Source organism: Microbacterium sp. SLBN-154, assembly GCF_006715565.1.
Classification (GTDB): Bacteria; Actinomycetota; Actinomycetes; order Actinomycetales; family Microbacteriaceae; genus Microbacterium.
Genome location: NZ_VFNL01000001.1, coordinates 1056144 through 1068965 on the forward strand (window position 1 = coordinate 1056144; position 12822 = coordinate 1068965).

Annotated in this window: 10 protein-coding genes; 3 read left to right on the plus strand and 7 right to left on the minus strand. The window is 69.4% G+C overall.

Going from position 1 to position 12822, the window contains the following annotated elements; all coding sequences use genetic code 11:
- Positions 1-45: 45 nt before the first annotated feature.
- Complete coding sequence (locus FBY40_RS17435) at positions 46-3834, minus strand: phosphodiester glycosidase family protein (RefSeq protein WP_200829930.1); 3789 nt, start codon at positions 3832-3834, stop codon at positions 46-48.
- A gap of 302 nt (positions 3835-4136) precedes the next feature.
- Here FBY40_RS17435 and FBY40_RS05390 point away from each other — a divergent pair, with 302 nt between their 5' ends.
- Positions 4137-4922, plus strand: coding sequence for a glucose 1-dehydrogenase (locus FBY40_RS05390; protein WP_141937000.1), 786 nt, complete (start codon positions 4137-4139; stop codon positions 4920-4922).
- Between the two features lie 99 nt (positions 4923-5021).
- On the opposite strand, the gene FBY40_RS05395 is transcribed toward FBY40_RS05390, so the two are convergent.
- From FBY40_RS05395 to FBY40_RS05415, 6 genes are all read right to left on the minus strand, one after another.
- Positions 5022-5816, minus strand: a complete 795-nt coding sequence (locus tag FBY40_RS05395) for a DUF4386 family protein (RefSeq protein WP_160141350.1) — start codon at positions 5814-5816, stop codon at positions 5022-5024.
- Positions 5817-5994: 178 nt separating this feature from the next.
- The gene (locus FBY40_RS17655) at positions 5995-6120 is read right to left on the minus strand and encodes a hypothetical protein (RefSeq protein ID WP_268815530.1); all 126 of its coding nucleotides are present in this window, start codon (positions 6118-6120) and stop codon (positions 5995-5997) included.
- A gap of 39 nt (positions 6121-6159) precedes the next feature.
- Positions 6160-6321 (minus strand): hypothetical protein, encoded by a 162-nt coding sequence (locus FBY40_RS17280; protein ID WP_160141351.1) that lies wholly within the window; start codon positions 6319-6321, stop codon positions 6160-6162.
- A 44-nt stretch (positions 6322-6365) separates the two neighbouring features.
- Complete coding sequence (locus FBY40_RS05400; protein WP_141937003.1) at positions 6366-6950, minus strand: hypothetical protein; 585 nt, start codon at positions 6948-6950, stop codon at positions 6366-6368.
- Positions 6934-7260 carry a TraR/DksA family transcriptional regulator gene (locus tag FBY40_RS05405; RefSeq protein ID WP_141937004.1) on the minus strand — a complete coding sequence of 109 codons (327 nt, stop codon included), beginning with the start codon at positions 7258-7260 and terminating at the stop codon, positions 6934-6936. The genes FBY40_RS05400 and FBY40_RS05405 overlap by 17 nt, the downstream gene beginning before the upstream one ends.
- A 516-nt stretch (positions 7261-7776) precedes the next feature.
- Positions 7777-9234 (minus strand): HNH endonuclease signature motif containing protein, encoded by a 1458-nt coding sequence (locus FBY40_RS05415; protein ID WP_141937007.1) that lies wholly within the window; start codon positions 9232-9234, stop codon positions 7777-7779.
- 322 nt (positions 9235-9556) lie between these two features.
- Here FBY40_RS05415 and FBY40_RS05420 point away from each other — a divergent pair, with 322 nt between their 5' ends.
- The gene (locus FBY40_RS05420; RefSeq protein ID WP_141937008.1) at positions 9557-10384 is read left to right on the plus strand and encodes a DUF4394 domain-containing protein; all 828 of its coding nucleotides are present in this window, start codon (positions 9557-9559) and stop codon (positions 10382-10384) included.
- A 158-nt stretch (positions 10385-10542) separates the two neighbouring features.
- On the plus strand, positions 10543-12783 hold the full coding sequence (locus FBY40_RS05425) for a hypothetical protein (RefSeq protein ID WP_141937010.1): 2241 nt from the start codon (positions 10543-10545) through the stop codon (positions 12781-12783).
- Positions 12784-12822 lie beyond the last annotated feature (39 nt).

A 12822-nucleotide genomic window follows, 5' to 3' on the forward strand; every position in this document is an offset into this window, starting at 1 on the left:
GCCCCCGGCGCCACAACGGCACCGGGGGCTCTGTCGTTCGTCGCGTCAGATCTCCTGCTGGCGGGCGCGGCGAACGCGCCAGGTTCGGAGCCCGGCGCCCGCGCCCACGAGGAGGAGCGCGATGAGCGCCGTCCACAGCAGCGGGGTGCTCTCGAATCCGGTCGTCGCGAGATCGTCGTCGCCGGCACTCGTCGGCTGACCGCCCGAGCTCGCCCCGTCGCCGCCGGTCGCCGGAGCTCCGCCATCGCCGGGCTGCTGACCGGGCTCGCCAGGCTCCGAGGGCTCACCGGGCTCCCCAGGCTCACCGGGTTCCCCGGGTTCCCCGGGCTCACCCGGCTCTCCCGGCTCCCCGGGCTCCCCAGGCTCTCCGGGCTCCCCGGGTTCCCCGGGTTCCCCAGGCTCACCCGGTTCACCCGGCTCGCCGACGACCGTCACGTCGACCGCCTGGGTCACGCCGTTCACCGTCACCGACAGCGTCGCTTCACCGGCGGCGACAGCGGTCACTTCGCCGGTCGCCGGGTTGAGGCGCAGCACTCCCTCGGCGGCGGCCTCGAGCCGGGAAGGCGTGCTGATCAGGTCGGTCACGACATCGATGCCGTCGCCCGCCCAGTCGGCCGACACCGGCCAGGCGACCGGCACGACTCGCTCGCCGTCCTGCTCGAAGGTGGCGGACACCGCGGCGGTTTCGCCGACCTCGAGCACCGTGGGCGCCTCGAGGTCGACCGCCGACACGCGGGGCTTGGTCTCGGCCTGCATCCAGCGCACCCGGTCGACGACCACCTCGGGCGACGCGCCGACGACACCCGCACCCGGGTTCACGCCGAGCATCGTCCAGCCGGTGAAGCCACCGGCATCCGGGGTTCCCGACGGACCCTTGCCGGCGTTGCCGCCGAGCACACGGCTGACGCCGTCATAGCTCGTGGCGTCGAAGACGCCGACGTGCCCGTTGACCATCGCGGCCGACTTGCCCGTGTCGGCCCGGAACTGCGTGAGCGTCTCGACGAACTGCGCCGCCTCGTAGCGATCGGCGAGCTGGCTCGCCTTCGACGGCAGCGGATCGTCGGCGGGATGGTGCGAGAACACCAGCACGCCGGTGACCGACGAGTCGGATGCCGCGTCGGCAAGCTGCTCGTCGAGGAACCGCAGCTGCTCTAGACCCGAGGCCCGGAACGACCCCGCTGCGCTGTTCAACGTGATCATGCGCGTGCCGCCGAGGTCGACGGAGCGGTACGGGTCGCCGAACGCGTCGATGAAGTTCGATATGGCGCCGCCCATGATCTCGTGGTTGCCCGGCACGTAGACGTACGGGATCCGGTCGCCGATCTCTTCCTCCAGGATCTGGGCGGCGAGCTCGAAGTCGGCGACGGACGCCTCATCGACCAGGTCGCCGTTGATGACGAGGTAGTCGGGGTCTGCCGCCACGATCTCGCGGAACGTCTCTCGCGCGGCCTGCACCAGCTCGCTGTCGGGGTTGCGCGCTACGAACTGGGCGTCGCTCATCACCGCGATGCGCTGCGCGCGATCGTCGACCGTACCGTCGGTGACGATCACCGGGTCGAAGACGCGGGGTGCGACCGGCTGCTCCACGTCGGGTGCGACGACCGACTCGAGAGAGGCGATCGTCACCTCGCCCTGGTAGCTGGCGGTGGGGCGGGTCTCCATCATCCGCACCCGCTGGAACGTGAGCGGATACGCCGTCCCCGCCGGCACGGTGAACCGCGCCTGCTGCCATCCGGTCCAGTCGACCATCGGCCCGTCGAGGTTGATGGTGGTGCCGGCGCCGGTCTTCAGCTGCAGGCGAGGCCACGCGCCCGATCCGTCACCGTGCATCCACATCGTCAGCGCCTGGGGCTGGCCCTCGAGCACACGTCCGCCGGTGGCGGCTTCTCCCGGCACGATCGCGTAGTACCCGCGGGTGCCGGTGGAGGTGGTGAAGTCGTACGAGAGGGTGAGCGCAGGCTGCCCGTCCGGCCCAGTGGCCGGGGTCAGCGTTCCGGTGGCACGCGCGACGCCGGCGGTCCACTCGGCGGCGTCGGCGAAGTCGGCGACGGGGAGGGTGTCGTACCCGATCGTCACCGCGACGTCGACGCTGCGGCCTCCGGCGGTGAAGGTCACCGTCGCCGAACCGCTGTCGACGACCGGCGAAACGGTGAACTCACCGAGTCCGGTGGCCTCGACCGCGACATCCGCGCCGTTCTCGACGGTGACATCGCGCGCCTCGATCGGGGCGGTGAAGCCATCGGCGTCGAGGCCGGTGAGGCGCACGGTCGCGGTCTGCCCGGGCTCGGACAGGGCGATCACCGTCGCGCTCGGGCGGATCCGCTCGAGGTCTCCGAGCACCCGCACCTGGGTCGAGGCGCTCTTGCCCTCCGCCGTGAAGGCGACGGTGGCTGTGCCCGGGGTGACGCCCTCCACCACGACGGACGCGTCGCCCTCCGGGGCGAGCGAGACCGCAGCATCCGTCGTCTCGAACGCACCCGAGACCACGACGCCCGCGAGGTTGTCGTCGAGGCCCGTGCCGGCGAGCGTGCGGTGCAGCCCAGGGAAGACCGCGTCGGCGTCGGTGCCGTCGAGCGCGGGTGCGACCCGCACGTCGGAGACGACCCCCGCCGGTGCGGAGGAGAAGAACGCGAGGCTGTTGGCGACGACGCGCTCGGTGCCGTCCGACGGACGGTTGTGCAGGGATGCTTCGCTCTCACCCGGCTCGCGAACGGCGAGCATGGTCGAGCCACCGCCGTCGAGGTTCACGGCGTTGTGCACGCCGAGGTCGAGCATCAGGTCGCCGAGCTCCTGCAGCGTCATGCCGCGGCTGTCGCCCGTCCGCCCGTCGATCGTGACGACGGTGATCTCGGTGCCGTCACGGCTCACGCCGATGGCGGTGCGCGCGGCCTCGACCTGCTCGGCGTCGGTCTGCACGCCGTCGATGACGAGGCGCTGCGCGCCGCTCACGGCGAGATCGACGTCTGCGGATGTCGCGACGGCGACGTCGACGGTGTCGCCGACCTCGAGCGCGGCCAGGGTGGCGGCGCCGGCTTCTCGCCCGATGAGCACACCGGTGCCGTCGGCGATGGTGGTCTCGCCGGTGACGGATGCGGGGTCTGTGCTCACCTCGGTGACCACCCCGTCCTGCACGGTGACGGCGGCCATCGGCGAGGCGAGCGCGGCGGGTGCGCCCAGAGCGCGGGCGAGCGGGTGCGCGCCCCATGCCGCGGTGTACCACCCGATGCCGTTCGCTCCGATCGCCGGGCTGTTGACGCCCGAGACACGGTGGGAGGTGCCGTCGATCGTCACCGTCGCCGCAGAGGCCAGCGCCTGGACGGCCGCGAGTCCGTCGCTCAGCGTGAACGCAGGGCGCTCATCCGGGGCTGCCGAGCGCACACCCTGGGTCGGCGACACGTTGGTGCCGACGGGCGCGGTGGAGTTGTTCATGTCGGAGTAGTCGCCGTTGATCGCAGCGATCGCGCCGGTGCCGGCGATCTGCTCGCTGAGCGTCGCACCTCCCGAGACTGTGCCGGCGTCGAGGACGTCGAGCGAGAGAGTGGGTGTGGTGAGATCAGCGCGCATGACGTGACCGGTGACCCACCCGGCCGGCTGCAGTCGGCGGAAGTCGGTGAGCTCGAGCCCGGGGGCGAGCGTCTGCGAGTCGGCGGAGAGAAGGGTGGAGTCTCCGCCGGCGAGGTCGAAGCCGCCCGTGTCGGGTGCGGCGACCGCCGGCATCGGAGCGAGTGTGCCGACTCCCACCGTCGTCGTGGTGACCACGGCGACGAGCAGCGCGGCAGCGAGGCGTCGCCGTGGGGGAGCAGAGGAGGAAAGAGGTGTTGCAGGCGCGGGCAAGCGAAGTACCTTCCGGTTCGATGAGGGGAGGTCGTGCCCAAAGGTTCACGGGGCCGACCCGGCGACCCTACGGAGGCAGCCGCGTCGTGACATGAGGGGGCGGTGTCGATGAGATGGACGCGGCATGAACGAACGGTGTTCCGGCGCGCCCCGAACACGCCCCGCCCCGAACCCTGCATATTCATGCAGAGGAATAGATCGAACCACGGGCGGTTGCACCCAGAGAACACGCACAGATGAGGCATCCGGTTCACGAGCTCACAACGCGAACGGCCGGAGTCTCGAGACGAAAGGCGAGAGACATGACTGAACGATTCACCGACCGCACCGTCCTCATCACCGGAGCCGGCTCCGGCCTCGGCCGCGCGACCGCGGTGCGACTGGCCTCGGAGGGTGCGAACCTCTCGCTCGTCGACGTCTCGAAGGACGGGCTGGATGCCACGGTGCAGGCCGTCCGCGACGTCGCCCCCGACGCCACGCTCGTGACCGTCACCGCCGATGTCTCGAGCGAAGACGACACCCAGCGCTACGTCGACGAGACCCTCGCGGCCTTCGGCCGCATCGACGGCTTCTTCAACAACGCCGGCATCGAGGGCAAGCAGAACCTCACCGAAGACTTCTCGGCCGACGAGTTCGACCGGGTCGTGTCGATCAACCTGCGCGGTGTGTTCCTCGGCCTCGAGAAGGTGCTGAAGGTCATGCGCGCGCAGGGGAGTGGCGCCGTGGTGAACACCGCGAGCGTCGGCGGCATCCGCGGTATCGGGCGCCAGTCGGGCTACGCCGCCGCCAAGCACGGCGTCGTCGGCCTCACCCGCAACTCTGCGGTGGAGTACGGCGAGTTCGGCGTGCGCATCAACGCCGTCGCGCCCGGCGCGATCTGGACTCCGATGGTCGAGAACTCCATGAAGCAGCTCGACGCCGAGAACCCGCGCCAGGCGGCCGAGCAGTTCATTCAGGCCAACCCCACCAAGCGCTACGGCGAGGCCCCCGAGATCGCGTCGGTCGTCGCGTTCCTCCTCTCCGACGACGCGTCGTACGTCAACGCCACCGTCATCCCGATCGACGGCGGCCAGTCGGCCAAGTACTGAGGCGCAGGGCGGGGCCGCGAGATCCGATCGATGGATGCCGCGGCCCCGCCGCAACACTTCGCGCCCCCGGGCACGCGGTTTCTCCTCAGGAGCATCCCCTCACGACCGACGGCGCCTTCCACCCGTGGCCACGTCGAGAGACGCCGACGGCGCCGCAACCGTCGGCATCCCTTCGCCCGGAAGCCCCACCCCACGCGAGGCCCCGTCACGCAGCGGCAACCGCAGCAGCGCGACACCGACGGCCGCGAACCAGACCCACAGCAGCGGTCCGTAGACGGTGTACAGGGCGGGCACCGCGAACCGCAGCGCCTCGCTCGCGAGGCCGAGCGCCCCGGTTCCCACACCCAGCCACCCCACCCAGTGCGGAAGCACGCCTCTCGACAGGGGGAGGGAGATGAGCAGGATCCCGAGGGGTGTCAGCACGCCCGCGAGCGCTGGCGTCCCGTTCTCGGCGAGGAGCGCCTCGGCGGCGGCGACGAAGCCCGGTTGCTGCGCCAGGTTGGCCGACACGAACTGATCGCTCAGAGTCACGAGTGACAGGGTTCCCTCGCTGGTCACCGGCACGGCCAGCAGCGCCGTCCACGAGGCAGCCCCGATCGCGAACCCCAGCACCGCGAGGCTCGGGCTCGTTGCGAACAGCACGACGAACAGGGCGACGAAGACGATCAGCCCGAACACCGCCGGCACGAACCAGAGGATCTGCTGCGCGACGTACGACACCTTGTGGGCGGCAATGAATCGCAGCACCTCGCCGCCGTCCGAGACCGGCGGCGGGTTCACCGCGAAGAGAACGAGCGCCGCAACCAGGGAGGCGACGTAAAGCAGCGCGGCAACGCCCGCGGTGCGATACAGCACCGTCCACTCGGGCGCTGTGGGATCACTCACCGAGACCATGGCGCGACCGTATGACCGGTTCGACGATGCAGGCGGGCCGAATGTCCCGTCGGCGTCGGTCATGATTCGGATGCCGCCGCGCGCCGTCCCACGCCCAACGCCGTCATGACGGAGGAGGGGAGTGTTGTTCTCCCCTCCTCCGATTCCGCGGCCGCTCTCCTCACCGGCGGGCCGCGGGTCAGCGCGACTTACGCGGCCTCACCGAGTCAGCCGCGGCCTTCGCGCGCTTGGCCTCGCGCTTCTCCTTGAGGGTAAGCTTCGGCTCCTTCTTGACATTGGTGCTCCGAGGCGTCTTGCCGGTCATTGCGATGCACCTTCCTTTCTCTAGAGAGGGTCTGGGCTGTCAGCCGAGGGCGAGCCATTTCGCCGAGGGCGCGGTGCCCGTCACGCGGCGCGAGCGGCGCGGAGTTTCCGCAGCGACCGCCGCCGCGTCATCCGCTCTTCGCCGGCGTGACAGCACGCGGTGCACCACGCGGGCCGCGACAGGAACGGGGGTGGTGAACATGGTGAACTCCTTCGGGTGGGATTCGTGGGTGGGGTGGCGCCCACTCAGAGGTAGGCGTTCATCCCGGCGACGCCGATCGAGGTACGGACGATGTCCGTCCAGCGCAGTGCGATCCCGGCGTCGAGGGCTTCGCGTTCCCGCGCCCGCGCGATCACTCGGGATGCGAGAAGCTCCGCGTCATCGCACCGTTCGGCGAGGACCGCGGTGATCACGATCGATCGCGCGTAGGCCTGCTCGAGTTGGGTGTGGATTCGCCGGGCGGCGCTGTCATTCATCCGCAACAGGGTGTCTTCGGAAGGAACGTCAGAGCCGTTCACAACGAGGAGGATGTGCTCGAGCCGCCGCATCCGCCCGCACAGCGACGCACACTGATCTTCGATATGCCGCAGGCGCGCCCGCACCTCCCGCGGTGTGCGCAGTCCGCGGATGTCGACGCCGATGACCACCGCGCGATAGCCGCCCGTGACCGCACGGACACTCGCAATCGTGCGCGCTTCCGGCGCAGAACGAATCGCCGCCAGGCATTCGAGCGCGTCGCCGATCACGGCGATCGTCGGCACCCGCGCGTGCTCCCCGCTGGGCGAGGCGGCGTGCGGATGGCCCGTCAGAACCTCAACGTCTGTCAACATCGCGCTGACAATCGATGCAGTTCTCGGCGTAGGGCATGATGTCCAGCCGGGCCGCGACGATGGCGCCCCCGCAGCGGATGCAGCGGCCGTACGTCCCGGCTTCGAGTCGGTCGAGCGCGGCGGTGATCTGATCCATCACCCGCTGGGTCGCCTTACTGGTCGCCCACGACACCGGGTCGACGTTCGGCGCGGCGTTCGGGCTGGCTTCGCGGATGATGGCTTCCCGTTCCCGTAACTCCTCTTCAAGGAAACGGCGGATGCGGGCGGTGTCGATTTTTGGTGCGGATCGAGGCGCAGTGTCGAGCGACATAAGAACTCCTGAAAAAGGGCATAGAAAAGAAATCGACAGCGCGCGAAGCCGCCAATTGGGTACAAAAAAAGCGCCGCATATGCGACGCGCTGTCAGTGCGAGAAAGGCCGTAGCGATACGGGCTCGTTCACGGTGGAGCGCGACGGGTGGAGAGCGAAGGGGATGCTGCTCTCGCTGCCGTCATCCGGGGCGGAAGAACCTCATGGCGGGCTCCCGCGATGTCCAGCACGAACCGCACAACCTGGTCGCACAGCGGTTGCGCTGTGGTCACAAAGGGTGCGGTCATGAACATGCCCTCACCATAGCCCGAAAAAAGAAAAAGGCAAGTCGCGATCGAGAAAGGTGGAAAAGCGCGGAAAAGGGAAGTCGGATGCAACCGCAATTCCCCATTGCTGCAGAACCGGCGGTCTTTCTCGCAGTCGATCGGTCGCACAATTCCTCCGTCGCCGCAGTCGAGAACCTCCGCCCGCACGTCGCGCAGCACGGGCTCGCCCATATCGCCTCTCGCGATGCAGATCAGAAGGGTGCGACCGCGAGTGCGCCGTCGTCGGTGGGGACGAACGCGACCCGTGAGGGTGGGTGGCTGTCGTAGTTCTTCCCGCCCGGACTGGTGAAGGTGAGAATGCCGCCGGGCAGTTGTTGCACGTGCCAGTTCGTCGCGTGTTTCAACGTGTGGTGTCGGGCGCATTCGTTGCAGAGGTTGTCGTTGGAGGTTGGTCCGCCCAACGCGAAGTCCCTGGAGTGATCCTTGTCGCAGAGTTTCGCGGGCCTTCGACATCCCGGTGTTCGGCAGGTGACGTCTCTGGCGTTGAGGAAGCGGGTTTGGGATGGATGTGGGGTGTACCTGTCGACCGCGGTCACCACGCCCGTGATGGGGTCGGTCATCACCCGGTCCCACACCCTCGCGGTTCCGGCCAGCCGTCTGGCGGTCTCCGGGTCGACCGGGGTGACTCCGTTCAATTCCGCCCCGGACCCGGTGACTCCGGTGAGGGTGGTGATCGGGATGGTGATCTGCACCTCGGCGGTGATGGCGCCGAGCCCACCCTTCGCCCCGTCGGTGGGGTCGATGACCGGGGATCCGGCGAGGAGCATGTCCAGGGCGAGGTCGCAGCGGATCTCATCCAGTGAGCGGTCGTCGAACCACGGCTCCGCGGTGTCTCCGCTGACGCTCCCGTTGTCGTCCGTCCCGGTCTCGCCGAGCCTGAACCCCGCACCTGACCCCGCACCTGACCCCGGCCCCGACCCGGACCCCGTGCCGCCGCTCCCGCTGTTCGCTTCAGCTTCGACCTGCGTGGCCGCGTACTCGCGCCGCTTCGCGCGGTCGACGTCCTTGATCGTGGTGCCCTGCCCGGTGAGCCGGTTGTACGCACCGTGGATGTAGACATTCCCGCCCAGGATCGTCAACGCCGACAGGGTGTCATCCAGGTCAGTGACCCACACCCGCCGCTCCCGTATCGCCGTGTCATGCCGCTCCTGCAACGGCCGCGGATCCAACACCGCAGCGCGCTGGATGGCGTACTTCTTCGTCCGCGGCACCGTCTGCCGCTCCGCCTCCACCAACACGATCCGCTCGAACGCCGCCCGATCCACCGGGTCCTCGATCACCCGACCGGCGTCTTGGATGACCTGCGCATGCGCCCGCGTGACCCGGCCCTCGATCAGGGCTTCCATCGTCTGCGGGAACAGCTCGATCAGCTCGTGCGCGTCATGCATCTGGGACTGCATCGACCGGTCATTGACCCGCACCGCCATCCCGAGCTCGAGGGCCATCGACCGCAGCGGCATATCCCGCTCCCGCGACGACACCGACCCGACCCGCGACCGCTGCTCCAACGTCAACGCGTACGCGTCCGCGAGCAAGCGGGTCTTCTTCGCGGCAAGCTTCGCCTCCGCACGCTGCAGCTTGGCCAGCTCGTCCGCGAACACCCCGGCGCGCTTGTCCTCCGCCCGCCGCCGCTTCTCGTCCGCGTCCACTGCAATCCCCGTCTCGATGACCTGCTCACATCATCGCAGGGGGCTCCGATATTGCGCCCGCAACACTGGGTCAAGAATCGAAGATCAGTACTACCGACGCACCTTTTTGCACATACCCGCCCAGCCTGCCGGCGTTTCGTTGCGATCGGCGAAACCCTCCTTGATGTCACGCTCGGGCTTGCGTCGCATCTGCTCCGGCCGGCCGAGATCAGCGTGGTGACCACCGAGTTCCCTTGACTTGCTGGTGAAGGGAACTCGGCGCCAAAAGCGCAGCGCTCCGAAACATTGGCAATTGCCACTATGGCCTGACAAGGAGCACGCAATGAAGCGCACGAAGTGGGTCGCGTCCGGAGTAGCCGTCGGGTTCCTCGCCGCATCTGTCGCCGCCGGTATCGGCGGAAGCCCGGCGCCGCAGGCGATCGTCACCGCCAAGCCGGCGATCGGTCTCACCTCTGACGGCAAGCTGGTGTCGTTCAACACCCTGACGCCCTCCGTTGCGAAGCCCGTTGGCGCCATAACCGGATTGAGCGGTGACTCGCGACTGATCGGCATCGACTACCGCGTGCAGGATGGGCTGCTGTACGGAGTGGGCGATCTTGGCGGCGTCTACACCCTCGCCGGCGCCACCGCCACGAAGGTGTCGCAGCTGACGATCGCCCCGTCTGGCACGAACTTCGGTGTCGACTTCAATCCCGCTGCCGACCGGCTGCGAGTGATCAGCGACACCGGCCAGAATCTCCGGCACGACGTCGTCGGAGGAACCACGGTCGCGGATGGCCCCCTCACATACCCGGCGACTCCGACAGCAGCCGCGACGACGGGCGTGGGAGTGACCGCGGCGGCGTATACCAACAACGATCTCGACCCTGCCACCAGCACGACACTGTTCAACATCGACACGACGCTCGATCAGGTCGTGCTGCAGTCGCCGGCCAACGCCGGATTGCTGGCGTCGACCGGCAAGCTCGGAGTCGACGCCGCACCCGACGCCGGCTTCGACATCACCGCCGACAATGCCGGGTTCGCGGTGCTGGCCGCGAACGGCGAGAGCAGGTTGTACAGCGTTTCGTTGCTGACCGGTGAGGTCGATGCGGCGGGCAAGTTTCCGCGGGGCGTGACCGTGACAGACATCGCCATTCGCATCGGCTGATCGCGGCGGCGTCGCCGTCGCCAAGGGCGATTCATCCGATACGGCAAGATCGCGCTCTCGCCGCCTGGGTTGCGCCCTCCGGTATCACCGGTCTCGGTTCGTCCTCTGACACTGCAGAGGCCGACCCCGCACCGGCCGACACCAGGAAGGCGACGGCAATGACGCTCGAACTCCACATCCGCGAATCCGTCATCGCGCACGCGATCACCCAGTGGGTGCAACCCCGCCTCTTCACCCGGTGTGTGCCCACCCCGCTCCCGGTCATCGTCGACCATCTCGACACCGTCCCCGACTCGGTCGCCTTCGCGCAGCTCGCCGACGGGAGCATCGAGGTGTCGCTCGCCGTCCGCGTCTTCGTCGTGCTCGAGCCCGACCTGCGCGCAACCCCCGGCGCCCCGGCATCCCACCCGGCGACCGGCGACATTGTCACCAAGATCATCATCGGCATCCGAGACCGGGCCCTCGTGATCCTGGATGCCACGGCACCGCCCACCGCAGGGCTCCCCGCCGAAGCGACGAAGGCCGTCAATGACCAGCTCGCCGAGCTGAAAGGCCAGCAGCTCTTCGACGTCGCCCCGATCGTCACGGCCCTCGAGGCGCGGGTTCCCGCCGAGCCCGACCTCGCCCTGGGCGACAACGTGCTCGCCCTCCGCTTCGGCGCCGACGGCGCGTTCACCCCGCAACTCGACTCGACGCTCACCCCACCCCACGACTGGGGCGTCTTCCTCGACGCCGACCAGACGCTCGACCTGCTGCGCCGTCGCATCCCTCCGAGCATCCCCGTCCAGCTGCACTGGCAGCCGAACGGCGCCGACCCCGCGATCGGCGCCTCGATCTCGTACCAGCTCGAGTTCGTCGGAGTCGAGGTCGCCTCGGCCGTCGCGGTGCTGACGGTCACACCCCGGTTCGTCGCACCGTCGACCCTGCGACTCGCCGCCTCGTGGGGGATCAACCTGACGGGCGTCGCCAGCCCGTTCGAGGCCGAAGCGCGCAAGCAAGTGCGCAGCCTGGTCCGCCGCACGTTCGTGACCGCCACCCACGATGGCCCGCAGTCGTTCTTCTACGACATCCCCCTCCCCGCGCTCCCCGACATCCTCGGGTCGGTTCCGAGCTGGGGCGGAATCGGCTCCAACACAGAAGGGATGACCCTGGGCGGCCCCGTTCGCCCGGTGCTCCCCGCGCCACGCGAGCTGCTCGACATCACCGTCTTCCGCTTCGGACGACCCGTCTGGTGGGGCAGCTGCCGCGAGCGGGCGAAGGTGGGAAGCGGAAACCCGCCGCGCAGCTTCGCGGCGAACAGTCCCGGCGTCCGCGTGCAGGCCGGCGTGAACTTCACCGATGCCGGCGCCCTGTGCAGCGCCACGCTCTACCCACCGAACGAACACCTCGCCGCGAATCTCGGTGTCGGCGCTACGGGCGCCGGCTTCGATATGACCGTCGGTCAGGCGCGCGCAATCACGAGCGATGTCCGCATGCTCGTCCGCACCGCGCGCGGCGCCCGTGTCGTCGATCTCGGGGGCCCGAGCATCCGGCAGAAGGATGACGGCACCCTCGACGTGCAGGTCAACTACCTCGACGACTGTCTGTACCTCTCCGGGCCCTGGCTGAAGGTGGTCCTCGGCCAGTCGCTGACCCTCGACGACCTCATGACCGGCCCGCTCGAAGACCCCGACTGGCTCGCGCACCTCGGCGCCCACCGCGGCTTCAACAGCCACATCGTCACCCTCGACGGGTTGACCGCGGGCGAAGCGGTCACGGTGACCGCGCCGGGACTGCGGGCGACGGTGTTCGCCGACGAGTCCGGCCACGCGGTCGTGCCGGTGTTCGCGGCGATCGGCGCCGTCGCGCGCGATGTGACCGTTGAGCGCGCCTCGCAGATGCCGTTGACCGGGTCCATCAGCGTGGAGACGACCGAGTTCCGTTGGCTTTCCGACGTGGGAGAAGCGGATGCCGCGGCCGTCCGCGACCTCGCAGGCACGGTGTTCCTCGGGCGCAGCCTGCGAGGCGAGGCGTTCGTCGACGAGTGGCAGCCCGACGGTGAAACCATGCTTCTCCGCCGCGACGGCGGCGAGGTCGAGCTGAACCCGCAGCCTCTGCCGCCGGAACCACCCGAGGCCGCGCGCCTCGCGGCCGCCGCCGGGCTCGACGACGTCGTCTCGGCCCAGCTCGTCCCCGGCTTCGATGCGCGTCTTGCGATCGTGCAGACGAAGGAGGGTCGCGGCATGATCGTCGCCCCCGGCTCGCGCACCCAAGTCGTCGGCGAGTGGGAGGGTCCGCTCATCGGCGTCCACGTGGCGGGCGGTTACGCGCTCGCGCGCAGCGGCGGCACAGTGCAGCTCCTCTCTGTGCACCGCCCGGGCCGGGTCACCTTCCGGGATCGCGTCCCCGTCACCGGGTGACCCCAGGCGCGGCCCGAACCCCGTCGGGCGCCACCACGA

Bases quoted from the DNA above. Each gene is read 5' to 3' on its own strand.
- FBY40_RS17655 (WP_268815530.1), bottom strand. From the start codon at position 6,120: ATGACCGGCAAGACGCCTCGGAGCACCAATGTCAAGAAGGAGCCGAAG.
- FBY40_RS05390 (WP_141937000.1), top strand. From the start codon at position 4,137: ATGACTGAACGATTCACCGACCGCACCGTCCTCATCACCGGAGCCGGC.
- FBY40_RS05400 (WP_141937003.1), bottom strand. From the start codon at position 6,950: ATGTTGACAGACGTTGAGGTTCTGACGGGCCATCCGCACGCCGCCTCG.
- FBY40_RS05405 (WP_141937004.1), bottom strand. From the start codon at position 7,260: ATGTCGCTCGACACTGCGCCTCGATCCGCACCAAAAATCGACACCGCC.
- FBY40_RS05420 (WP_141937008.1), top strand. From the start codon at position 9,557: ATGAAGCGCACGAAGTGGGTCGCGTCCGGAGTAGCCGTCGGGTTCCTC.
- FBY40_RS05395 (WP_160141350.1), bottom strand. From the start codon at position 5,816: ATGGTCTCGGTGAGTGATCCCACAGCGCCCGAGTGGACGGTGCTGTAT.
- FBY40_RS17280 (WP_160141351.1), bottom strand. From the start codon at position 6,321: ATGTTCACCACCCCCGTTCCTGTCGCGGCCCGCGTGGTGCACCGCGTG.
- FBY40_RS05425 (WP_141937010.1), top strand. From the start codon at position 10,543: ATGACGCTCGAACTCCACATCCGCGAATCCGTCATCGCGCACGCGATC.